The following is a 23,012-nucleotide window of genomic DNA, read 5'->3' on the forward strand; positions in this document are numbered from 1 at the left end:
GGTCTTTTTCGCTCCTGTTCTTCGTCAGATAGCCCGCTATCTTCCTCATCACAGAAGCGAAAATGCCTCAAAAACTCATCCCAAATCATCGCACGATAAATTCAAAACAGCTTCTTAAATTAATCAAAGAAAAATGTTATGGGCATTTATAATCAAATTCCCAAAGCCATATAATTGAAATATCTGATTGGATTATACTATCAATCCAGCCATCATCCTTTTATGGTTTCCATATCAAAACCGTACGTTCTCCAATTGAAAACCGTACGTTCTCGATATGGAAACCGTACGGTTTTGATATGGAGAACGTAAAAGGAAGACAGCTTGAAACAGATACTGAACCTTTCAATCATACATTGATTCATATCCGCTAAACAAATTTGAAGCTGTTTTGAATTTCTCCAAAAAGTTTTTCTTGGCTTGATGTATCCGTTTCCGTGTGTGCTTTGGGCGATTTTTTGGTCCTTTTCGTTCCTGTTCTTCGTCAGATAGCCCGCTATCTTCCTCATCACAGAAGCGAAAATGCCTCAAAAACTCATCCCAAATCATCGCACGATAAATTCAAAACAGCTTCTTATCGGAATTTTTTTTGCAGATCAAACATACACAAACCGAGAAACTTGCGTTATAGATAGAAAAAACATATACCTTAATTAATATGAGTTACACTAAACATTTCTATCTACCTCTTCTCCTGACGTGGCTAACTTGCGCCTGTGGAGAGTATCAGCTTGAAGAAGAGACGGGTGAAACCATCGAAAACGTCCCCCACACCGTACAAGTGGTCACCCGAAGCGACAACAACGCCCCTATTCATTACCCCCTCACTGTTTACCTGTTTAATGAAGAAGGTAAATGCATCCAGCAAGACATCATCGCCGATGAATCCGCATCATATAGCAAAAGCATTGCAGAAGGGAAATACACCATTATTCTGCTATCCGGCATCACGGAAGACGAATACTTCATGCCACTCGACATCACTCCCGAAAGTTACATCAGCATCAAGGAATCTAATTTTGCCAAAGCTCCCATCCAGATAGCACAAGCCCAAATAAACCTGACAAAATCAACAACAGTACAAATGACCCTGTCATACGCTGTAGCTTCTGTCAGTTTTGTTATCAATGACGTACCCGAAGAAGCCACCAACGTCAGTATAGACATATCTCCAGTCAGTTCAGGCATCGCCTTCAATAATGCATACAAAAACGACCAGCAATCATGTACCATACCTTGCGCAAAAGAAGGTAACCAATGGATGAGCGAAACCGTTTATATCCTTCCTCATGAAAGCTCGTCTACCCACCTGTCTGTACAGATAGACCAACCTGAAGGAAATAAAACCTACGGCTACACTTACCAATCAGCACTGCTAGCCGGATATCCATACCAGTTTACCGGCAATTATAAAGACGGAATCACGCTGAACGGAGAATTTCAAGCCGAAGGCTGGCACCCATTGGTAGGCGTAGAGTTCGGCATAAGCGAAACCATCCCCGATAATCCCGATGATACAGAAGAAAATCCTGGCACAATTACAGGAAATGCAGATACTTATTATGTATCAACATTACCCGAAGAAGAAGAAAGTATTTGGGAAAATTTCTTTGTATGGAAAATAACCGAAATTTCCGACACTGAATGCGAAGCCTTTCTTATTGCCCCTGAACAATGGGAAACACAGGCAGACAAAGGAGAAGAAATCCTGGCGGATTACGAAATAAGCGGTATCGATGGCTGGCGGGTATTCACTAAGGAAGAAGCCAAAAGCTTTATCGCTCAATATAGAGACCTCGATTTAAACCAATTGCTGCAAGATAACGGGCTGGCACCCTTCTATGGCAATGAAGATGATGAAGACCGATACCTATGTAATGATTGCCAGTCAAGTTTTGCTTTCTGGAGTTCAAGCATATCAAAAGTCGGCTCCAAACGTACCTATTACCTCCGTCCCGTAAAAACTGTACACCTGACAGTCAGGTAACAAGTCAAAATAACAAGACAAGATATCAGTTGAAATGTTTTTAAACAGCAGGCAACTGATATCTTGTCTACTCATTTACCGGCATATTTCCGCAATTCTTCTGCCACCAGTTCCAGTTCAGCATACCAGTCTTCACCGAACCGGCGGATAAGAGGTTCTTTCAAGAACTGATAAACCGCCACGTCTTTCTTTTCGCCCAACACTACAGCAGCCTTGCAAATATCCCAACGATGATAATTTAATGCCGTGTAAGGTCCGCACTTGCCAAGGCGGACCGGATAGAGGTGACACGATATCGGTTTGTAAAAAGCGCAACGTCCTTCACGAAAAGCTTTTTCTATGGCACAATAGCAATATCCCTTCTCATCGTGACAAGTGAATACACAATCTTTCCCGTTCACGATAGAAGTCACCAAGTCACCTTCCTGATCAGTATATACCACTCCTTGCCTGTCGATTATCTCCCGCGCCTCGGGTGACAAATCTTCCCATACCACCGGCAACACTTCTTCCAGTTTCTCCACTTCCTCCAATTCTACCGGAGCTCCAGCATCGCCCTCAATACAGCATACACCTTTGCAGGCATCTAAGTCACAAAAAAACTTCCCGGTAAAGATGTCAGATGAAACCACGACATCTCCAACTTCAATCATCATATCTTTTGGTGATTTATAAACAAAGTTCCTTTTTAAATAAGAAGGTATCAATTGATACGACAACAAGGCTTCAAGAATTCTAACTCCTCAAAAGCTTTGCCATCTTATCAACTGATACCCTTGTCAATTGTCTTTCTCAGATTATTTAATCAAATCTTTTCCTGTCATGTCTGCAGGTTGTGGCATCCCCATGATATGTAAAATAGACGGAGCCACATCTGCCAGTACACCGTTTGCCACCTGAGCATCCTTGTTTGCCGTCACATATACAAACGGAACCGGATTCAGCGAATGGGCTGTGTTCGGTGTACCGTCTTCGTTCAAGGCATGGTCGGCATTACCATGGTCGGCAATGATGATAACCTCGTAATCATTTGCCTTAGCAGCTTCCACTGTATCGCGTACACAGTTATCAATAGCCACTACAGCCTTCTCGATAGCTTCGTAAACTCCCGTATGTCCTACCATATCACCGTTGGCATAGTTCACTACGATGAAATCGTATTGCTGTGTATTAATTGCTTCCACCAGCTTGTCTTTCACCTCGTAAGCGCTCATTTCCGGTTTCAGGTCGTAAGTAGCCACCTTCGGTGACGGAACCAAGATACGGTCTTCCCCATCAAACGGAGCCTCGCGTCCACCATTAAAGAAGAAAGTAACATGCGCATATTTTTCAGTCTCAGCTATGTGGAGCTGCTTTTTACCATTCTTCGACAGATATTCACCCAGCGTATCTGCCACGTTTTCTTTCGGGAAGATGATATGAACCCCTTTGAACGAAGCATCATACGGCGTCATGCAGTAATACTGCAAACCTGGAATAGTTTTCATGCCTTCTTCCGGCATATCCTGCTGGGTCAGTACTACGGTCAACTCTTTCGCGCGGTCGTTACGGTAATTGAAGAATATCACCACATCTCCCTCTTTGATGGTACCATCGAAATTGGCATTGTTAATCGGTTTGATGAATTCGTCAGTCACACCTTCGTCATACGATTCCTGCATTGCCTGCACCATATCCGTAGCCTGCTTACCTTTGCCTTCTACCAGCAAATCGTAGGCTTCCTTCACACGGTTCCAGCGTTTATCACGGTCCATAGCATAAAAACGTCCTACGATAGAAGCAATTTTACCAGCCGACTGGGCACAATGTGCAGTCAGTTGTTCGATAAATCCTTTACCGCTCTTGGGGTCGGTATCACGGCCATCCATGAAGCAATGGATGAACGTATTTTCCAAACCATATTCTTTGGCGATATCACACAATTTAAAGAGATGCTCCAGCGAAGAATGTACCCCGCCGTTCGAAGTCAATCCCATAAAATGGATATTCTTGCCCTGCTCTTTAGCATAAGAGAATGCAGACACGATTTCCGGATTCTTCAGAATGCTACCGTCGGCACATGCGCGGTTGATTTTCACCAGGTCCTGATACACAATACGACCCGCACCGATATTCAGATGACCTACTTCCGAGTTGCCCATCTGCCCATCTGGTAAACCCACGTTTTCACCACTTGCCTGAAGCTGGGAGTGTGGATACGTAGCCAACAGGCTGTCCCAATACGGAGTAGGGGTATTGAAAATCACATCGTCTTTCTTGTGGTCTCCACAACCCCAACCGTCCAAAATCATTAAAAGAGCTTTCTTAGCCATAATCTTATTTTGTTTAAAAGTTGATATATCCTGTTTTACAACACGCAAAATTACAAAATCTCTTCCTTATAACATACTTTTTTAAATGAAAAATCGTTTAGAAACACAAGGGCACGCCTAATGGGCACGCCTAATGTAATCCCGATAGCGGTCAGAATGGTAATCCGTATTCCCACAAATGTTTTTCAATATCGGATAATCTGCACAAATTAGATGCATTTACCCTGTCAATCGTCCATTATCCATTGTCATTGACAAAGTTTTCTTTACCTTTGCCGATAAAAATCGAAAGATATGTTTACAGTAATCGGACTTATGTTGGGAGGAATGTGTATCGGCTTTTTGCTACGCAGGCGGCAACTTACTGGAATACACCAGATTATCACGGTACTTATCTGGCTCTTGTTGTTTTTATTGGGCATCGAAGTCGGGGAAAACCGGCAAATTATCGAGGGGCTTGCCACATTAGGCCTGGAAGCATTAGCTATCACCATAACTGCCGTTATCGGAAGCTGCCTGGCAGCCTGGGCGTTGTGGAAATCTGTATACAAACGAAAAAGAAGAGAGGCATGAAAGGAAGTTTGATTATTGTGGGCTTTTTCGCATTGGGATGTTTATGTGGATTATTCCATATCATCCCTGTTTCTTTGGCTAAGACTGACATTAGTTTTTACACGTTGTGTGCCCTGATGTTCAGTGTAGGACTAAGCATCGGCAATGATCCACAGACGCTGAATAATTTCCGTAGTCTGAATCCTCGTCTGGCATTTCTTCCCATAATGACCATCTTTGGCACTCTTTCTGCCACGGCACTGGTAAGCTTGCTGCTTCCACACCGCAGTGCAGCCGACTGCATGGCAGTAGGTGCCGGATTCGGTTATTACTCGCTGTCGAGTATCTTCATTACCGAATATAAAGGTCCGGAACTGGGCACCATCGCCCTCTTATCGAACATTTTGCGTGAAATTCTCACACTGCTGTGCGCACCACTACTGGTTCGCTGGTTTGGCAATCTGGCACCCATATCAGCCGGAGGAGCCACCACGGCAGACACCACCCTGCCTGTCATTACTCAATGTGCAGGACAGCAGTTTGCCGTAGTATCCATCTTCCATGGTTTTATAACAGATTTCAGCGTACCGTTTCTGGTGACTTTTTTCTGTTCGATTTAAAACATCTTCGCTACCCGCTCTATGCCTGCGACCAGCACATCGATTTCCTCCTTTGTATTATATAGCGCGAAAGATGCACGTACAGTACCTTCAATACCCAAACGATGCATCAAAGGTTCGGCACAATGATGTCCCGTACGAACAGCAATACCCAAACGATCGAGCAAGGTGCCCATATCAAAATGATGGATATTGCCAACCAAAAAGGATATAACCGAACTTTTCTGTGCAGCTTCGCCAAAGATACGCATCCCCCGCACCTCTTTCAGGCGCTGCATGGCATACTGCGTCAGTCCGTGTTCGTAAGCCTCTATCTGTTCCATCCCAATTGCTGATACATAGTCAAGAGCTTTTGCCAATGCCGTACTGCCAATATAATCGGGAGTACCCGCCTCGAACTTAAAAGGAAGCTCATTGAATGTGGTTTTTTCGAAACTTACGTTCTTAATCATTTCGCCTCCTCCCTGATAGGGCGGCAACTTATCCAGCCAAGCCTCTTTACCATAAAGCACGCCAATACCCGTAGGACCGTATACCTTATGCCCACTGAACACATAAAAATCGGCATCCAGTGCCTGTACATCTACCGGGATATGGGGAATACTTTGGGCTCCGTCTATCAACACAGGAACATTGTGAGCATGAGCTATCCGAACTAATTCACTGACCGGGTTAATAGTACCCAGTACATTCGACACATGAGCAACCGACACAATACGGGTACGCGGCGTGAAAAGTTTCTCATATTCAGCCAGCGACAGTTCGCCACGTTCATTCATCGGAATCACTTTCAAGACGATTCCCTTACGTGCTGCCTGTAATTGCCACGATACGATATTGCTGTGGTGTTCCATTACCGAGACTATCACTTCGTCACCTTCTTTCATCTGGCTATCGGCAAAGGTGGAAGCCACTAAATTGATGCTCTCTGTCGTCCCCCGTGTAAAAACAATTTCAGAAATACTGCGCGCATTGATAAACTTACGTACCGTTTCGCGTGAAGCCTCGTGCAGGTTAGTTGCCTGCTGCGAAAGGAAATGCACTCCACGGTGTACATTGGCATTCACCGAATAGTATTCATCGGTTATCGACTCCACTACACACCGAGGCTTTTGCGTAGTAGCCCCATTGTCCAGATAGACCAGCGGTTTGCCGTACACCGTTCGTGAAAGTATCGGAAAGTCTTCTCTGATTTTTGTTATGTCGTACATATTCAGATTTTGAGTTTTTAAGAGCCTGTTTTAAATGTTCCAATAAAGCAAGAAACTGTTTTGAATTTCTCCAAAAAGTTTTCTAGCCTTGATGCGTTCGTTCGCGTGTGCTGATTGGGAATGAGTTTTTAAGTTCTTTAATTCTCAAATCTTTTAACCACATCAACTTAAGAACTTATAAACCTAAAAACTCAAAAACTCATTTACATATCGCACATCCCTGGCACTTGTTCAGTTCGCCACGGAAACGCTTTTCTACCAGACGGTGCAGACGGTCTTTCAATGCCTCCATCCGGATACAGTCGATAACTTCACCCACAAAGGCAAACATCAGCAATAGACGGGCTTCCTTCAGGGGGATGCCACGCTGTTGCATGTAAAACAATGCATTCTCGTCAAGCTGACCTACCGTAGCACCGTGCGAGCACTTCACATCATCGGCATAAATTTCCAGCTGAGGCTGCGTGTACATCCGTGCTTCACGGGTAGCACATAAATTTCGGTTGGTCTGTTGCGAAGACGTATGCTGAGCACCTGGACGAACCAATACTTTTCCGGCAAAAGCACCTGTCGCCTGGTCGTCGAGCACATACTTAAAAAGCTCGTTGCTTGTACAACCAGGCACTTTATGGTCGATAAAAGTATTGTTATCTACCTGTTCGTTCTTGTCGGCTATTGCCATACCACAAAGGTTCACCTCGGCTCTCTCTCCCGATAGTGTCACACGGGTAGTATTCCGGGTAGTTCCATTATGCAACGTAATGCCATTCAGCAAGACATTGCTTCCTGCCTGCTGATCGACAAACAACTGATTGAAACGCACCGTACTGTTGTGAGTTTCTTCCAACTCATAAAGGTCGAATACAGCATTCTCCCCCACAAAAACTTCCGTCACTTGCGTGGAAAGGAAGTTCACATTATCCATTGCATGGTCGCATACCAGCAGCTTCGCCTGCGCATCTTTTTCTACGATAACCAATAAACGGCGGTTCACCATAAAATCAACATCGGCACGCAGGATATTTACCAACTGGACAGGCCGTTCCATCACCACGCCACTCGGGACATACATCAGCACACCGTCTTGTGCAAACATCGTGTTGAACGCGGTCAGCCCGTCTTGCGATGTATCGGCAAGCTTTCCATAATACGACTTTATCAGGTCCGGATAGAGTCTGGCCATATCCTTCAAGCTACCGAACAATACTCCTTCGGGCAATTGAGCCGAAGGATGCACATGCTTATCAAACGTGTCATTGACTACGAAATAAAGCGAAGTACTCATATTCGGCACATCACACTTGAACACTTCATACGGGTTGACAGGAAATTCCAACCTGTTCAGATTCAACCCGAAGTCGGGAGCAAAATACTTCCCCACCTCCGTATATTTATAATCCTCCTCTTTACGCGTAGGAAAGCCCAAGCGTTCGAAATCGGCAAAAGCCTTGGCACGCGGGGCATTCATCGCCTCAGCACTGTTACGGCAGAGAAGTGCCTCATACTGCGTAAAAAGGTCGATATACTGTTGTTCCGCTTTCATACACTTACTCTCCCAATTCTTTCTTGATCCAGTCGTATCCTTTTTCTTCCAGTTCCAGTGCCAATTCAGGTCCAGCCGTTTTCACTATGCGTCCTTTATAAAGCACATGTACTATATCTGGCTTGATATAATCCAGCAAACGTTGGTAATGGGTAATGACAATGCAACTGGTTTCCGGTGTCTTCAATTTGTTCACACCTTCTGCCACAATGCGCAATGCATCGATATCCAGCCCCGAATCTGTTTCATCCAAAATGCTCAGCTTCGGTTCCAACATAGCCATCTGGAAGATTTCGTTCCGCTTCTTCTCACCACCCGAAAAGCCTTCGTTCACCGAACGGTTTGCCAACTTGCTGTCCAATTCCACTACCTCGCGCTTCTGGCGCATCAGTTTCAGGAATTCGCTTGCCGTCAGTGCAGGAAGCCCCTTATACTTCCGTTGCTCGTTTACTGCCGTGCGCATAAAGTTCACCATGCTCACTCCCGGAATCTCTACCGGATACTGGAACGATAAGAACAATCCTTCATGGCTCCGGTCTTCCGGACTCATAGCCAAAAGGTCTTTCCCGTCGAAAGTGACCGAACCGCGAGTCACCTCGTATGCCGGATGTCCTACTAATACATTACTCAGCGTACTCTTTCCCGAACCGTTCGGTCCCATAATGGCATGCACTTCGCCAGTCTTCACACTCAGGTTGATTCCTTTTAATATCTCTTTGCCGTTAATCGAGGCATGTAAATCTTTTATTTCTAACATAAACTTTTATAAATTAAGAATGAAGAATGAAGAATGAAGAATCAACAGATTCCTCATCCCCCATCCCTCATTGCATATTTAATTCATCATTCTTCATTCTTAATTCTTCATTATCCTACGCTTCCCTCCAACGAAACCGAAAGCAGCTTTTGCGCTTCCACGGCAAACTCCATCGGGAGCTTGTTCAACACTTCTTTAGCATATCCGTTCACAATCAAACCGACTGCATCTTCGGTAGAAATACCACGTTGGTTACAATAAAAAAGCTGATCTTCTGATATTTTCGAAGTAGTAGCTTCGTGTTCTACCACTGCCGTCTCGTTATGGATATCCATGTAGGGAAATGTATGTGCGCCACACTCGCTACCCAACAAGAGTGAATCGCACTGGCTATAGTTGCGCGCACCATCCGCCCGTTCAGCCACACGCACCAGTCCACGATAAGAGTTCTGACTTCGTCCGGCACTGATGCCCTTGCTGACGATGGTAGAACGAGTGTTACGTCCCAGGTGAATCATTTTCGTTCCCGTATCTGCCTGCTGGTAATTGTTCGTAACCGCCACTGAATAAAATTCGGCAGTCGAGTTGTCACCGCTCAGAATACAGCTGGGATATTTCCAAGTAATGGCAGAACCGGTTTCTACCTGCGTCCATGATAACTTACTGCCTTCACCTTTACAAATGCCCCGCTTGGTAACAAAGTTATATACCCCTCCCTTACCCTCGGCATCACCGGGATACCAGTTCTGCACTGTAGAGTATTTCACTTCAGCACGGTCAAGCACCACAATTTCCACAATAGCTGCATGAAGCTGATTCTCGTCACGCATCGGAGCCGTACATCCTTCCAAATACGACACATAACTGTCATCATCTGCCACAATAAGTGTCCGTTCGAACTGTCCGGTACCAGCAGCATTAATACGGAAATAAGTAGAAAGTTCCATCGGACACCGGACACCTTTAGGAATATAAACAAACGAACCGTCACTAAACACTGCCGAATTGAGAGCTGCAAAGAAATTGTCACGATACCCTACTACCGAACCTAAGTATTTCTTTACCAAGTCAGGATGTTCGCGTACCGCTTCACTGATAGAGCAAAAGATAATGCCTTTCTCCATCAATGTTTCCTTAAAGGTAGTCTTTACCGACACCGAATCCATCACCGCATCTACCGCCATACCACTTAATGCAAGCTGTTCTTCCAACGGAATCCCCAGCTTATTGAATGTTTTCAACAGTTCGGGGTCTACATCATCAAGACTCTTCGGACCCTCTTTCTTACGTGTAGGGTCGGCATAATACGATATAGCCTGGTAGTCGATATCAGGAATCGTAAGATGTGCCCAGGTGGGCATATCCATTGTCAGCCAGTGGCGGTAAGCTTTCAGGCGGAAATTAAGCAACCATTCAGGCTCGTTCTTTTTTGCCGAGATAAGCCTTACCACATTTTCGTCCAGCCCACGATCGATAATATCGGTATGAATGTCCGTAGTGAAGCCATATTTATACTTCTCACGGGTCAGTTCTTTTACATATTTATTGGGTTCTAACTGCATAGTTCAGTCGGTTAAATGATTAGTCATATCTTTCATTGCCGGGTAGAAATAGCCCGACACATCCTTCACCGGAATATAGAACAACGATTGTTCCTTTGTGGTTCGGCCGATTAAATAATCTTCACCATCGGCAAATGCAAGGATACGAAGCACAATACTTAGCAGCAATACAAATTTCAAGCCTCCCAACCCTGCTCCCAGACACCGGTTTACGAATCCCAACCGAAGCCCTTCGGCAAGCCGGGTGAGCAACGAGCCAAGTATCAGAAAACACAAAGGCACCCCTACACCGATAAGCACGAAAGCCAAGCCACGTGCCAGTGCCACCGAGGTACCTAACGCTTCGCCTAGCCGGTCACCTACGGCCACAAACAGAGCACGCGCCAGCAACAAGCCAGCCAAAAGCCCTACGATGGAAGCCAATTGACGGATGGCACCTTTCCAAAAACCTACCGCCGCCCCCATTGCCACTATTGCCGTTATTAACCAATCCAGCGAAGACACTTCCTAATTAATAATTAATTAATACTTAACAATGAATAACTAACAGTGAACTATGAATAACGGTGAGACAAACATAGTTCCGTTATTCATAGTCCACTGTTAGTTATTCATTGATTACAACGTTTGTTTTACTTCCACTTCTTCGTAGGTTTCTATCACATCACCCACCTTGATATCGTTGCAGTTCGTAAGACTGATACCACACTCGAAGTTGGTACCCACCTCCTTCACATCATCCTTAAAGCGTTTTAAGGCATTGATGTTTCCTGTATAAATCACGATACCGTCACGGATCAGACGTGCCTTGTCGGTACGTTTCACTTTGCCGGTCTTTACCATTGCACCGGCTACCATACCCACTTTGCTGATATTGAATACCTCACGCACTTCAATAGTGGCAGTAACCTGTTCTTTCACCGTAGGAGCAAGCATACCTTCCATTGCAGCCTTCACCTCTTCGATAGCATCGTAGATGATGGAATATTTGCGGATATCTACACCTTCCTGCTCGGCAAGCTTTGCCGCACTGCCCGAAGGACGCACCTGGAATCCCACGATAATGGCGTTCGAAGCTGCAGCAAGCGATACATCCGACTCCGAAATCTGTCCTACGCCCTTATGAATGACATTTACCTGTATCTGTGGAGTAGAAAGTTTGATAAGTGAATCGCTCAATGCCTCTACCGAACCGTCCACGTCACCTTTCACAATGATGTTCAGTTCATGGAAATCACCTAATGCCAGACGGCGCCCTACCTCATCCAGTGTCAGCATCTTCTGGGTACGCAATCCCTGTTCGCGTTGCAACTGTTCACGCTTATTGGCAATCTCACGTGCTTCCTGTTCACTATCAAATACATGGAATGTATCACCCGCTGCCGGAGCACCATTCAATCCCAAAATCAATACAGGCTCCGACGGACCGGCCTCTTTCATGCGTTGGCCACGCTCGTTGAACATAGCCTTCACCTTGCCATAATATTTTCCAGCCAGCACGATATCACCTACGTGAAGCGTACCGTTCGATACCAGTACCGTAGCTACATAACCACGTCCTTTATCCAGCGAAGATTCAATGATAGAGCCTGTAGCTTTACGGTTCGGATTCGCTTTCAAGTCAAGCATCTCGGCTTCCAGCAATACCTTTTCCAAAAGTTCTTTCACACCCGTACCTTTCTTGGCCGAAATGTCCTGCGACTGGTACTTGCCTCCCCATTCTTCTATCAGGAAGTTCATCTGTGCCAGCTCTTCCTTTATCTTATCAGGGTTGGCATTGGGCTTGTCTATCTTGTTGATAGCAAACACAATGGGCACGCCTGCCGCCATCGCATGATTGATGGCTTCCTTGGTCTGCGGCATCACGTTATCATCTGCTGCAACAATGACAATCACCACATCTGTTACTTTTGCACCGCGGGCACGCATAGCCGTAAATGCTTCGTGTCCCGGAGTATCCAGAAAAGTAATGTGGCGCCCGTCCTCCAGCTTCACGTTATAAGCACCAATGTGCTGTGTGATACCTCCAGCCTCACCAGCTATCACATTCGCTTTACGGATATAGTCGAGCAACGAAGTTTTTCCGTGGTCTACGTGACCCATTACCGTTACAATCGGTGCCCGAGGCTGCAGGTCTTCTTCTGCATCAGCTTCTTCCTCAACCGCCTGTGCCACTTCTGCACTTACGTATTCCGTCTTGAAGCCAAATTCCTCTGCTACCAAGTTTATGGTTTCAGCATCCAGACGCTGGTTGATAGACACCATGATACCCACGCTCATACACGTAGAGATGACTTGCGTTACCGGCACGTTCATCATGTTCGCCAATTCATTAGCAGTCACAAACTCGGTCAGCTTCAATACTTTGCTTTCTTCTTCCTGCTGTTCTTCCTGCTCCAGCTGGCGGTTCTGTATGATTTCACGTTTTTCTTTCCGGTACTTGGCAGCCTTATTCTTTCCCTTGCTGGTCAGGCGTGCCAAGGTTTCTTTCACCTGTTTTGCTACATCCTCGTCACTCACTTCAGGTTTTGCTACGGCTTTCTTAAAACGGTCTTTGGCATGCTTGCCGCCCCCTTGGGCATTCTTTCCCGATTTTCCACTACTTTCTCCACCCCGCGAAACCTGACTTGCAGCTGTATTGATGTCCACACGTTCTTTTCCTATACGGTTACGTTTCTTCTTACTGTTTGCCGTGTTATCACCATCTCCTGCTTTTTCAGTTTTTTCATCGGTTTTCCGTATTTCCTTAATAATGGCATCTTTCATCTGCCGGCGTTGCTCTTGCCGCTGGCGGTCTTTTTCCTCCCGTTCCTTACGTTTTTCTTCTTTTGTTTTTTTCTTCGGGCGAGTCGACTGATTCAGCGTAGCAAGATCAATCTGTCCCACTACATTGATTTTCGACTTGAACTCGGTAGGACGTATCTTGAATATCCCGTCTTCTGTCTTACCCTGCACATTCTGTGCCTCTATTGTTTCTTTCTTTTCTTCCATCGGCTCCGGTTTCTGTTCCTCAGCTTTTTCTTGTTCTGGTTGTTCCGGCTTTTCATCCGGCTGTGCTGCCGGTCGGGGAGCCGTCCCCGTTTCCGTTACTTCAGGCTCCGCCTGCGGTTGTACAGGTTTCACTTCCGTATCTGCCTGCTGTTCTTTTCCTGAAGCAGAAGAAACCTTTGCATCCTTTTCTTTTGCGCTTGCCTGTCCGCCTGCAGACTTCTTTCCAGTACGCAGACTGTCCAAATCAATCTTTCCTACGGGCTTGAAGCGTGGACGGCTTTCCTCTGGCACTTCTATTTCTATCATTTCAGGCTGTGCCTTTCCCCCGTGCAGGTCTTCTATCGAAACAGAAGCCTTACTACGCTCTTTATTCTGGCGTTCCTGAAATATTTTTTCCGACTCTATCTTCAAATCCTTGTCTTTGCTGAATTCTTTTACGAGTGCAGCATATTGTTCATCAGTTATTTTCGCATTCGGATTCGCTTCCACAGCATATCCCTTCCGTTGCAAGAAGTCGACCGCTGTAGCTATCCCCACATTCAAATCTCTTGTTACTTTATTCAGTCTTATCATCATTCCCTTTACAATTTACCATTTACAATTTACCATTCGGGCATTCACCGTTTGCAGTCTACCATTTCGGGACCATTTACAGATGTACAATTCTGCGCACTGTAATAAAGACAAATTGTAAATTGTAAATGGTAAATGGCAAACGTTACTGGTTGCCTTCAAACTCCGCCTTCAGTATTCTCAAGACATCGTCTACCGTATTCTCTTCCAAGTCGGCTTTCTCAATCAACATCTCACGCGGAGCGTTCAGCACACCCTTGGCTGTATCGATGCCAATGCCTTTAATAGCATTTATCACCCATTCGTCTATCTCATCCTTGAATTCGTCAAGATAGATATCCTCATCTACTGTACCTTCTTCCACCTCGCGGTATACGTCTATCGTGTATTCGGTCAGCATACTTGCCAGCTTGATGTTCATACCTCCCTTACCGATAGCCAGTGATACTTCTTCCGGTTTCAGGTACACTTCTGCCTTCTTCTCTTCTTCGTGCATCACGATGCTCGACACCTTGGCAGGGCTCAGTGCACGCTGGATAAACAGCTGCAAGTTGGCCGTGTAATTGATAACATCAATGTTCTCGCCCTGCAACTCACGCACTATACCGTGAATACGCGAACCTTTTACTCCCACACACGCACCTACCGGATCGATACGATCATCGTATGACTCTACTGCAATCTTTGCCCGTTCGCCGGGAATACGTGCTATACGCCGGATAGTAATCAACCCGTCTGCTATTTCAGGCACTTCCTGTTCGAACAACCGCTGCAGGAACATCGGCGAGGTACGGCTCAAAATGATTTTCGGGTTATTGTTCTTGTTGTCCACCCGTGCTACTACGGCACGTACCGTTTCACCTTTACGGTAAAAATCACCCGGTATCTGTTCGGTACGCGGCAGCAACAATTCGTTCCCTTCATCGTCCAACAGCAAGATTTCCTTCTTCCATATCTGGTATACCTCGGCAGCCATCACCGTACCTACACGGTCGATATACTTGTTATACAAGCTATCTTTCTCCAGCTCCAATATCTTCGAAGCGAGCGTTTGCCGCAGGTTCAGGATGGCACGCCGCCCAAACTTCTCGAAGATTACCTCATCGGTCACTTCCTCACCCACTTCATACGAAGCATCTATCTGCCGTGCTTCACTCAGTGCTATCTGTCGGTTAGGGTCGGTCAAGTCTTCATCTGCCACCACCTCACGGTTGCGCCATATCTCGAAATCCCCTTTATCGGGATTCACAATTACATCGTAATTCTCATCCGAACCGAACATCTTGGCTATCACGCTGCGGAACGACTCTTCCAGCACGCTTACCATCGTGGTGCGGTCTATGTTTTTCAACTCCTTAAATTCCGAAAACGTGTCAATCAAACTGACTGCAGGTCCTTTCTTCGCCATAACATCTATTTAAAGCTAATTAAGTATTTGGTGTATTTTATCTCATCGTATGCAAAAGCCTTGTCCTGTTCCTCCAGCCGCGGACGTTTCGCCCCTTCCGGCTTCACCTTCACTTTTATCGCAATCGTAAAACCAGCTTCGTCGGCTGCTTTCAGGATACCGGTCCATTTCTTGCCGGCAGCATCCATCACCTCTACCTCTTTACCGATATGCATCAAGTATTGTTTCAACACTTTAAAAGGCTGTCCGATACCTGCCGAACCGACCTCCAGTTCATAATCCTCTTCTTCCCGGTTCAGCCGCGACTCGATAAACCGGCTCAACTCTACACAATCGTCAATCCACACCCCTTCGGCATGGTCTATTTCTACTACGATTTTGTCATCTGGGCTTACAGAGACATCTACCAGAAAATAATCTTTCCCGTCCAGCCATTCTTCAACTATACGGGTCACTGCTTGTTTGTCTATCATGCAATATTAATAGTGAATAAAAAAAGGAGCCTTACCGCCCCTCCACCTTCTTTTTCATCTCGCCTGCAAAGATACAAATAATCTGACGCACTACAAAATATAAGAATAATTATTTCATTTTTAATTCAATTTAACACAGCTGGATTCCTGCCTTATCCCTTCTTGGCTTTCCGGTAAGCATAAGGCGACATGCCCATAATCTTGTTGAACAGACGCGAAAAGTAATAGGCATCATCTATGCCTACCTTGTAACAGATCTGATTGACCTTCATGTCTGTCGAGTCAAGCAAGAAACAAGCCTCCTGTATCTTCATCAAGTTGAAATACTCCAACACACTGTGTCCCGTCTTCCGTTTGAACAACATCGAGAAATGTGAAGCCGAATAACCACTTTGCGCCGTCAGCTCCTGAAGTGTAAGCCGTTTTTCCAGATTCTCTTTCATATAATGTATAGTCACATCAACAAGTCCTTCATCATCTGTCCGCCCACCATAAGCCGCACGGTATTGTTGGACATAACGCAACGAGCCTAAATAATGATGAAAAAGCGAAGATGCATAATACAGATTCTCGTTGCTATAGCCCGACTTCAGTGTAAGAAACTGTTTTGAATTTCTTCAAAAAGTTTTTCTCGTCTTGATGTATCCGTTTTCGTGTGTGCTTTGGGCGATTTTTTGGTCCTTTCCGCTTCTGTTCTTCGTCAGATAGCCCGCTATCTTCCTCATCACACAAGCGGAAATGCCTCAAAAACTCATCCCAAATCATCGCACGATAAATTCAAAACAGTTTCTAAGAAAAATCTCCTCAAACAAGTTGATGCGATTATTGATGCGCGAATGTTTCTCGGGCAAAATTTCCATAGGCTGCGCAGCATTTTTAGCATAACAAGAAGCCAAAGTTCCCTTGAAATGAATCCAATAAATCGTCCATGGATTACCCTCGTCTGCCCCATAGGCATGTGGCATTCCTGCCGGAAGTATAAAATACTGGTTTTCGTGCACCTCGTAAGTATATCCGTTAACACGGTACCAACCCGCTCCATCTATACAATAAATGAACACAAACTGATTGATAGGAGTTGTCCGTTCCCTAAAGTGATGACTTGCCTTCGGGTAATAACCGATATCAGTAATATGGAGGGCGGCGAGCAACGGGTCTTTTTCCATAAACTGGGTAATGAGCTGCGGAAGCACCAACGCCCTTTCACCGTCAAATCCGTCTTTCAATCGTATCATGGCAGAAATATCTAAAGTTGTTTTACGTGCCGAATATACAAAATTATTTTGTAATTCCTATCTTACAATCTCTTGCAATATCACCATCAAAAACATAAGGGCTTTAGATGTTATTTCGGTTCGGCGATTAAGTAATAACATTCTTCATGAAAGTCATCACCCTCGATATGAAGAAGCGCTACACGTGTAGTATCATTGCCGTAAGTTTCCACGATGCTGGCATCTTCGGGCAATGTCTTGAAACTGGCGGTTGTCTCGGATGTTTTTTCCAAATATTTTGTCAGCAGCCAACGCAGCCCGTCTTCCTGCCTTTGAAGATTTTCGGCATCAGTAAGATGGGATGCGACCGCTACCCTGATTTCCACGAAAGGGGTATTGTTGCGCTGTTGGGTGTTGGTCAACAGAAACTCATAACGGGTATCAAGTACACAATAAATGGTGTGAGTCTGTGGGTTGGCAACCGCAATACTTCCTCTTTCCCAATCTATACCGAGAAAATCCCTTTCACGCATAATCTGTTCAATTGTATATTCATACTTCACCTCGCCATCCTTGTATCCTTTAAGCGATATCAGGAAATCGCTTTTCTCGAAAAAATACGAGCTCCATTGCGATGTGTAGCTTTCAGACGTTCCACTATCACCTTTTTTCCGTTGAAGAATAGGATAGGTGTCAGGCATGACCGGAGACGACATCACAATCGAATCATAGTATTGCAGGAACTCCGGATTGCCAAAGGGAGTGTATTCATCCCGATGGTCGAGTATTCTGAATGTCAACAAGTCGAAGGGTGCCGCCAGCGGTGTATCTAAATACATAAACGGAGTCAGTTGCACCATTTTAAGCTTGAATTTTGCTTCTTCGGGCCATTCTTCGGGCGTGACAGGTGTGTCCGGTTGTGTATCGCTTAGTATTTCAATCAGCCGATAAGTGCAATTCATCCCGTCCTGCGGTGGATTGGCGAGAGTGGTTTTGCGCACTTTCAATTCGTAGGCATGTCCTTGCACGTATTCAAAGCCTTCGATGCTGCCCATGACAAGACGCTGCCATTCCGTATCAGACGGCTCCTTTACAAGCATGTATTCCATTGGAACATTACTTCCCCATACGGACTCCCAAACCGTTGTTTCGGATACCTGCATGATGATATCCGCATAACTGTCTCCTGAAGTATCTTCATTGTCACAACCGCCCCATATAAAACTTAGGACCGTCAATAAAACGAAAGAAAGATTCTTGATTGTCACGACTTGTTTATTTAAAGGTTTTTGAAATCTGTTCACCCACACGTTTAAGAGCACCTTTGATGTCGGCATCGTGACTTATTCCTAACGTGGTATAAGCACCTCGGCAGGAAACTAAAGGGCGGTCGGTGTTGAAGTCGATGAAGTTGACCGTGATTACGGTTTCTTCTTGGCTTACAGCGACACCGAATGTCGCCAGCAATAACGCCGACTGCTCACTCTGTGTCAGTTCGTTAATGCGATATTGGTTTATCAATGTTAACCCCGACTGTTCGACAGCATCGTATAATTGTATCTGATATTGTACAAGTTCGGGGGGCATTCTGTACGTATCATCGTCTATAACCGCTACGTATTTATACTTAGATAAATTGACACCTTGTGAGACGACGGATTTAGATGTAGTACAGCTTGTCAGAATCATCAGTATACAGACACCGATGAATGTCGGGAGTTTTCTTAAAATGTTTTTCATCTTCATCGTTATAAAATTCTTGTTGACTTCCTAAGAATTTTCATTTGTATTACAGGAAACGTGAGCCAACTATGCCACGTCTTTACTTGGAGGTCGTAGGAAACCTTGTATACAGATGTAGTTATAGCAGCCCACGCTATAGCGTCAGAACCACCATGCCATCTGAATATGCAATTTGAAAATTTCCTATGTTTCCAAATACTTGATGCGCATAACGTTTCTTCTTTTTCTCGCATGTTTTGGGAAAGAGTTGGTTCTACCCGAATACAAAGATAGAAGATTTTTACGATAATCTCCTATTTTCAAAAGTTTTTCCCTGAAACACGAAATTAGTTCCTGCTTTATGCGAGCCAATAGTCAAGAATGTACGATGAGCAAGGCGCATTGGTTTTATCAGTGTATATCTTTTGATAAAAGGTTGCTGCTATTATCTTCTTGCTTCAACACAGATAGCTTCGTCTGCTGTAAGATTAATAATCTTGCGCTTGTAAGATTAATAATCTTGCAGCCTGAAGATTAATAATCTTACAGCGGATGCACCTATATTCCTCCGCATAGATAACCGCAAACAACACGATATTTCCATGCGCGAACTGGCACATGCGTATACCGAAGACACACAAGTGAAATGGAACGGCGTGTTGGGACGCATGGAACTGAAAGCGGAAAACGATGTCAAGCTACAACAAGTAAACGTGTATCCGGACATCGCAGGCAAGCGGATAAAAGTAAAAGCCGTCCTGGTGCGGACCAATCCCCAAACCACCCAGGCAGAGATTACCTTACAAGTTAACTGCGCTGAGACCGGCAAGTCATACGAGCCGCAAACCTATCCGGCCGCATTCCCTCATGATACGGTCTGCATAGAAAAAGAATATGCACTGGGCGAGGACATGCGCCTGTGGGACGAGTTCTCTCCCACCCTCTATACATTGCAGGCAAGCTGCCATACCCGGCAGGGTACAGACCGCTATGAAACCACTTTCGGCATGCGCGAGATTGGGCATACCGACGGTTATCTTACCATCAACGGCAACCGGGTATTCCTGCGCGGAACATTGGAATGCTGCATCTTTCCGCTGATCGGAACGCCTCCGACCGATGAAGCCGGCTGGGAAAAAGTATTCTCTACCGCCAAAGCATGGGGACTGAACCACTTGCGCTTCCATTCGTATTGCCCGCCCGAAGCCGCATTCAAGGTAGCAGACCGCATGGGATTTTACCTGCAAGTGGAATTGCCCAACTGGTCGCTTACGGTAGGAAAGGACACCGCCACCAACCGTTTCCTATACCAGGAGTTCGACCGCATCATTGCCGCGTATGGAAACCATCCTTCTTTTTGCATGTTGAGCGCAGGCAACGAGCTGCAGCCCGACTTCCAGTTTCTGAACGCATTTGTGGGCTACATGAAACGGCAAGATAACCGTCACCTGTATGCCACCACCACATTCACTTTCGAGCAAGGGCATGGCACACAACCCGAACCGGAAGACGACTTCTTCGTTACCCAATGGACAGACAAAGGCTGGATACGCGGACAAGGCGTATTCGATGCCGAAGAACCCAACTTCAACAAAGACTACCGGAAAGCGGCAGAAGGCATAAAAGTCCCGCTGATTTCGCACGAGATAGGGCAATACTCGGTATATCCGGACATGAAAGAAATCGGGAACTACACCGGCACCTTGGAACCGCTCAACCTGAAAGCCATCCAAAAAGACCTGGAAAAGAAAGGGCTTGCCGGCAAAGCCGAACGTTACCTGCAAGCTTCAGGCAGATTTGCGGTACAACTCTACAAAGAAGAAATCGAACGTGCCATGAAAACACCGCAATTCAGCGGCTATCAACTGCTTGGCCTGCAAGATTTCCCGGGACAAGGCACGGCACTCGTCGGTCTGGTCAATGCGTTTTGGGAATCGAAGAAGCTGACCGATGAACGTTATTTCCGTCAGTTCTGCTCACCGGTCGTCCCGCTCGCCCGTTTCGAAAAAGCGGTCTGGACGGCAGACGAAACCTTTCATGCACAGGTGGAAATAGCCAACTATTACAAAGAAGACATCCGCGGCAAGCATATCCTGTGGCAATTGACAGACAAGACCGGATATGAAGTGGGACGAGGGAAACTGGATGCCGGTACCTTCAAAAAAGGAACCGTCACTTCCGCAGGTGAAATACACGCCGGATTAGAGAAAGTGCGAAACGCAGCCCAGCTCTGCCTGAAAGCAACCATCGAAGATACAGATTGGGAAAACAGCTGGTCGATATGGGTATATCCTCCACTTAAGGAACTGAATGCCGGTGATGTTGTGCTGACTCAAGACATCAGCCAGGCACTGTCGGCTTTGGAAGCAGGGAAAAAAGTCCTCCTCTCTCCACGTCCCGATAAACTGGAAGGATTGGAAGGCAAATTCCTTCCGGTGTTCTGGAGCCCCGTCCATTTCCCCAAACAGGCAGGAACCATGGGCATACTTTGCGACCCCAAACATCCGGCACTTCTGCATTTCCCTACCGAGATGCATAGCGACTGGCAATGGTGGAACCTGGTTAAACACTCCAAGGTATTGGTTATGGATTCGTTGCCCGATTTGCAACCTATCATAGAAGTAACAGACAATTTCGTAAACAATCGCCGACTGGCCTCCGTCTTCGAAACTAAATACGGAAAGGGCAAACTCATCATGAGTTCAATAGACCTCTTGTCGACTGAGAGCAAACAGAAACCTGAGGTAAAGCAACTGCTCTATAGTCTGACACAATACATGAATTCGGCAGACTTTGTCCCCACCGGAACCGTCAGCAAACAAGACCTGCTTTCTTTTTTCAGCAAGCAGAACAAAGGTGTTGAAAAACGGACAGATGCCCGTTCGATTTACGAAGAATAACTGACAAGAATTAAAGCCTGTTTCAAATTCAAAATAGCTTCTTAACTGAAAGGATTTTCCACAAGAAGGAGACAAAGGCCGCCCCTGCTATCAGACAGGGCAGACTTTGTCTCCTTGTCTTAATTACTTTGCATTTTCTTCTCCAGCCACCAATACAATCTCCCCAAACAAAGAAGTGCCACCAGCGTAGGCAGGAAAAATAGGACAGCATTGACTGAAGGCAATGCAAACGACAACGAATGCCACCAACGAACTATGGATGCGCCATACAACTTAACAACATAATAGGTCACACCACAGAATGTGCACAAACAAAATACAGCCAATGCCCACCAAAGACGGTGTTCCTCCCGACGTTCACGTGCAAAGGCCTCCTCGCGCACCTGCTGCATCATACGATATGTAAAATTACTTGGCAAGCGGTATGACGATTGTTTGCCCAGTGCTTTTTTCAGTCCTTTATCTGTTGTCATAGCTTATTTCTCCTTTGTTCATTAATAGATAGAGTTTCTTGCGTATACGGTGCAGTTTCACCTTGATATTGCTAACGCTTTGGTTCAAGATATGCGCTATCTCATCGATATTCTTCTCTTCTTCGTAAAAAAAAGTGATGATGGCACGTTCTTCGGGAGCAAGCTGTTGCAAGGCTTCCTGAAGACGGGCAACACGGTCTTCCGAATCGTCATCCAGTGCTTCGTCCACCTCTGTTTCGGAAACCCGCTCCCATTGCTTATCATCTATCGCCAGCACTTCTTCACGCCTCTTACGCAATGCCGAAAGCGCAGTATTGTAGGCAATGCGGTATATCCACGTAGAAAAACTGCTGCCTCCTGTAAACGAGCCAAGGTGGCGGAAGGCTTTCATGAAAGTGTCTTGCGTCAGTTCTTCGGCGTCTTCCGGAGATGATACCATCCGGACAATCAACGTAAAAATCTGTTGTCCGTATGTATCTAGGAAATAAGCGAAAGCTTCGGTTTTCCCCGCCAACACCTGTGCGATGATATGTGACTCGTTCGTATTCATTTCATACTTTTAGACGCAAACAGAAGAAAGAGGTTACAACTATCGGTGAAAAAAATTCTCGTATATGATAGTCCAATAGTTCTATATACACCATTTCCCTCCAACGCGATATTCTTCCTTTATAGCTTTATATATCTGCAACTGGCTACATATATATAAAGCAA

Annotated in this window: 19 protein-coding genes and 2 pseudogenes; 4 read left to right on the forward strand and 17 right to left on the reverse strand. The window is 45.6% G+C overall.

Annotated elements, in window-relative coordinates:
- Positions 1-345 precede the first annotated feature (345 nt).
- Positions 346-549: a hypothetical protein gene (locus B5F25_RS21820; protein ID WP_162608555.1), complete on the reverse strand. Its 204-nt coding sequence runs from the start codon at positions 547-549 to the stop codon at positions 346-348.
- Positions 550-658: 109 nt separating this feature from the next.
- Between B5F25_RS21820 and B5F25_RS12935 the strand changes: the two genes are divergently transcribed.
- Positions 659-1,987 (forward strand): FimB/Mfa2 family fimbrial subunit, encoded by a 1,329-nt coding sequence (locus B5F25_RS12935; protein ID WP_087211009.1) that lies wholly within the window; start codon positions 659-661, stop codon positions 1,985-1,987.
- A 71-nt stretch (positions 1,988-2,058) separates the two neighbouring features.
- Here the strand turns inward: B5F25_RS12935 and B5F25_RS12940 are convergent, their stop codons facing one another.
- A complete protein-coding gene (locus B5F25_RS12940) occupies positions 2,059-2,640 on the reverse strand; it encodes a DUF3109 family protein (protein WP_087211037.1) in 582 nt (193 codons plus the stop codon).
- Positions 2,641-2,784: 144 nt separating this feature from the next.
- Positions 2,785-4,299, reverse strand: a complete 1,515-nt coding sequence (gene gpmI, locus B5F25_RS12945) for a 2,3-bisphosphoglycerate-independent phosphoglycerate mutase (protein WP_022039711.1) — start codon at positions 4,297-4,299, stop codon at positions 2,785-2,787.
- 294 nt (positions 4,300-4,593) lie between these two features.
- On the opposite strand from gpmI, the gene B5F25_RS12950 reads away from it, so the two are divergent.
- Together B5F25_RS12950 and B5F25_RS12955 are read left to right on the forward strand one after the other, a co-directional pair.
- Positions 4,594-4,872 carry a LysO family transporter gene (locus B5F25_RS12950; RefSeq protein ID WP_087250011.1) on the forward strand — a complete coding sequence of 93 codons (279 nt, stop codon included), beginning with the start codon at positions 4,594-4,596 and terminating at the stop codon, positions 4,870-4,872.
- Positions 4,869-5,471, forward strand: coding sequence for a lysine exporter LysO family protein (locus tag B5F25_RS12955; RefSeq protein ID WP_022039709.1), 603 nt, complete (start codon positions 4,869-4,871; stop codon positions 5,469-5,471). Before B5F25_RS12950 ends, B5F25_RS12955 begins: the two co-directional genes overlap by 4 nt.
- Here the strand turns inward: B5F25_RS12955 and B5F25_RS12960 are convergent.
- The 12 genes and pseudogenes from B5F25_RS12960 to B5F25_RS13015 form a co-directional block, all read right to left on the reverse strand.
- Positions 5,468-6,682, reverse strand: coding sequence for a cysteine desulfurase (locus tag B5F25_RS12960; protein ID WP_087211014.1), 1,215 nt, complete (start codon positions 6,680-6,682; stop codon positions 5,468-5,470). The two genes, B5F25_RS12955 and B5F25_RS12960, sit on opposite strands and share 4 nt — an antisense overlap.
- Positions 6,683-6,881: 199 nt before the next feature.
- Positions 6,882-8,225, reverse strand: coding sequence for a Fe-S cluster assembly protein SufD (gene sufD, locus B5F25_RS12965; protein WP_087250013.1), 1,344 nt, complete (start codon positions 8,223-8,225; stop codon positions 6,882-6,884).
- 4 nt (positions 8,226-8,229) lie between these two features.
- Positions 8,230-8,982 (reverse strand): Fe-S cluster assembly ATPase SufC, encoded by a 753-nt coding sequence (gene sufC, locus B5F25_RS12970; RefSeq protein WP_087211019.1) that lies wholly within the window; start codon positions 8,980-8,982, stop codon positions 8,230-8,232.
- Positions 8,983-9,092: 110 nt separating this feature from the next.
- A complete protein-coding gene (gene sufB / locus B5F25_RS12975; RefSeq protein WP_087211022.1) occupies positions 9,093-10,544 on the reverse strand; it encodes a Fe-S cluster assembly protein SufB in 1,452 nt (483 codons plus the stop codon).
- Between the two features lie 3 nt (positions 10,545-10,547).
- Positions 10,548-11,009 carry a CvpA family protein gene (locus tag B5F25_RS12980; RefSeq protein ID WP_022039704.1) on the reverse strand — a complete coding sequence of 154 codons (462 nt, stop codon included), beginning with the start codon at positions 11,007-11,009 and terminating at the stop codon, positions 10,548-10,550.
- Positions 11,010-11,162: 153 nt separating this feature from the next.
- A complete protein-coding gene (infB, locus tag B5F25_RS12985; protein ID WP_022039703.1) occupies positions 11,163-14,111 on the reverse strand; it encodes a translation initiation factor IF-2 in 2,949 nt (982 codons plus the stop codon).
- A gap of 142 nt (positions 14,112-14,253) precedes the next feature.
- Complete coding sequence (gene nusA, locus B5F25_RS12990; RefSeq protein WP_022039702.1) at positions 14,254-15,516, reverse strand: transcription termination factor NusA; 1,263 nt, start codon at positions 15,514-15,516, stop codon at positions 14,254-14,256.
- Positions 15,517-15,521: 5 nt separating this feature from the next.
- A complete protein-coding gene (rimP, locus tag B5F25_RS12995; protein ID WP_022039701.1) occupies positions 15,522-15,989 on the reverse strand; it encodes a ribosome assembly cofactor RimP in 468 nt (155 codons plus the stop codon).
- Positions 15,990-16,141: 152 nt separating this feature from the next.
- Positions 16,142-16,656 (reverse strand): annotated as a pseudogene (locus B5F25_RS13000) (AraC family transcriptional regulator); the annotation flags it as partial.
- A gap of 112 nt (positions 16,657-16,768) precedes the next feature.
- Positions 16,769-17,224, reverse strand: a pseudogene (locus B5F25_RS13005) (AraC family ligand binding domain-containing protein); the annotation flags it as partial.
- Between the two features lie 110 nt (positions 17,225-17,334).
- Positions 17,335-18,471 (reverse strand): DUF4377 domain-containing protein, encoded by a 1,137-nt coding sequence (locus tag B5F25_RS13010; RefSeq protein WP_162614418.1) that lies wholly within the window; start codon positions 18,469-18,471, stop codon positions 17,335-17,337.
- Between the two features lie 7 nt (positions 18,472-18,478).
- Positions 18,479-18,790, reverse strand: a complete 312-nt coding sequence (locus B5F25_RS13015; RefSeq protein WP_225226457.1) for a hypothetical protein — start codon at positions 18,788-18,790, stop codon at positions 18,479-18,481.
- Positions 18,791-19,527: 737 nt separating this feature from the next.
- Between B5F25_RS13015 and B5F25_RS13020 the strand changes: the two genes are divergently transcribed.
- A complete protein-coding gene (locus B5F25_RS13020; protein WP_087250018.1) occupies positions 19,528-21,825 on the forward strand; it encodes a glycoside hydrolase family 2 in 2,298 nt (765 codons plus the stop codon).
- 119 nt (positions 21,826-21,944) lie between these two features.
- Here the strand turns inward: B5F25_RS13020 and B5F25_RS13025 are convergent, their stop codons facing one another.
- On the reverse strand, positions 21,945-22,298 hold the full coding sequence (locus B5F25_RS13025) for a hypothetical protein (RefSeq protein ID WP_022039609.1): 354 nt from the start codon (positions 22,296-22,298) through the stop codon (positions 21,945-21,947).
- Entirely contained in the window at positions 22,285-22,848 is a 564-nt protein-coding gene (locus B5F25_RS13030; protein ID WP_087213288.1) for an RNA polymerase sigma factor, read from the reverse strand. Before B5F25_RS13030 ends, B5F25_RS13025 begins: the two co-directional genes overlap by 14 nt.
- Positions 22,849-23,012: the final 164 nt, after the last annotated feature.

Origin of the sequence: Bacteroides sp. An19 (assembly GCF_002160215.1) — a bacterium.
In the GTDB taxonomy this organism is placed as follows: domain Bacteria; phylum Bacteroidota; class Bacteroidia; order Bacteroidales; family Bacteroidaceae; genus Phocaeicola; species Phocaeicola intestinalis.

Bases quoted from the DNA above. Each gene is read 5' to 3' on its own strand.
- B5F25_RS21820 (WP_162608555.1), bottom strand. From the start codon at position 549: ATGATTTGGGATGAGTTTTTGAGGCATTTTCGCTTCTGTGATGAGGAA.
- B5F25_RS12935 (WP_087211009.1), top strand. From the start codon at position 659: ATGAGTTACACTAAACATTTCTATCTACCTCTTCTCCTGACGTGGCTA.
- B5F25_RS12940 (WP_087211037.1), bottom strand. From the start codon at position 2,640: ATGATTGAAGTTGGAGATGTCGTGGTTTCATCTGACATCTTTACCGGG.
- gpmI (WP_022039711.1), bottom strand. From the start codon at position 4,299: ATGGCTAAGAAAGCTCTTTTAATGATTTTGGACGGTTGGGGTTGTGGA.
- B5F25_RS12950 (WP_087250011.1), top strand. From the start codon at position 4,594: ATGTTTACAGTAATCGGACTTATGTTGGGAGGAATGTGTATCGGCTTT.
- B5F25_RS12955 (WP_022039709.1), top strand. From the start codon at position 4,869: ATGAAAGGAAGTTTGATTATTGTGGGCTTTTTCGCATTGGGATGTTTA.
- B5F25_RS12960 (WP_087211014.1), bottom strand. From the start codon at position 6,682: ATGTACGACATAACAAAAATCAGAGAAGACTTTCCGATACTTTCACGA.
- sufD (WP_087250013.1), bottom strand. From the start codon at position 8,225: ATGAAAGCGGAACAACAGTATATCGACCTTTTTACGCAGTATGAGGCA.
- sufC (WP_087211019.1), bottom strand. From the start codon at position 8,982: ATGTTAGAAATAAAAGATTTACATGCCTCGATTAACGGCAAAGAGATA.
- sufB (WP_087211022.1), bottom strand. From the start codon at position 10,544: ATGCAGTTAGAACCCAATAAATATGTAAAAGAACTGACCCGTGAGAAG.
- B5F25_RS12980 (WP_022039704.1), bottom strand. From the start codon at position 11,009: ATGGGGGCGGCGGTAGGTTTTTGGAAAGGTGCCATCCGTCAATTGGCT.
- infB (WP_022039703.1), bottom strand. From the start codon at position 14,111: ATGATGATAAGACTGAATAAAGTAACAAGAGATTTGAATGTGGGGATA.
- nusA (WP_022039702.1), bottom strand. From the start codon at position 15,516: ATGGCGAAGAAAGGACCTGCAGTCAGTTTGATTGACACGTTTTCGGAA.
- rimP (WP_022039701.1), bottom strand. From the start codon at position 15,989: ATGATAGACAAACAAGCAGTGACCCGTATAGTTGAAGAATGGCTGGAC.
- B5F25_RS13015 (WP_225226457.1), bottom strand. From the start codon at position 18,790: ATGCCCCCCGAACTTGTACAATATCAGATACAATTATACGATGCTGTC.
- B5F25_RS13020 (WP_087250018.1), top strand. From the start codon at position 19,528: ATGCGCGAACTGGCACATGCGTATACCGAAGACACACAAGTGAAATGG.
- B5F25_RS13025 (WP_022039609.1), bottom strand. From the start codon at position 22,298: ATGACAACAGATAAAGGACTGAAAAAAGCACTGGGCAAACAATCGTCA.
- B5F25_RS13030 (WP_087213288.1), bottom strand. From the start codon at position 22,848: ATGAATACGAACGAGTCACATATCATCGCACAGGTGTTGGCGGGGAAA.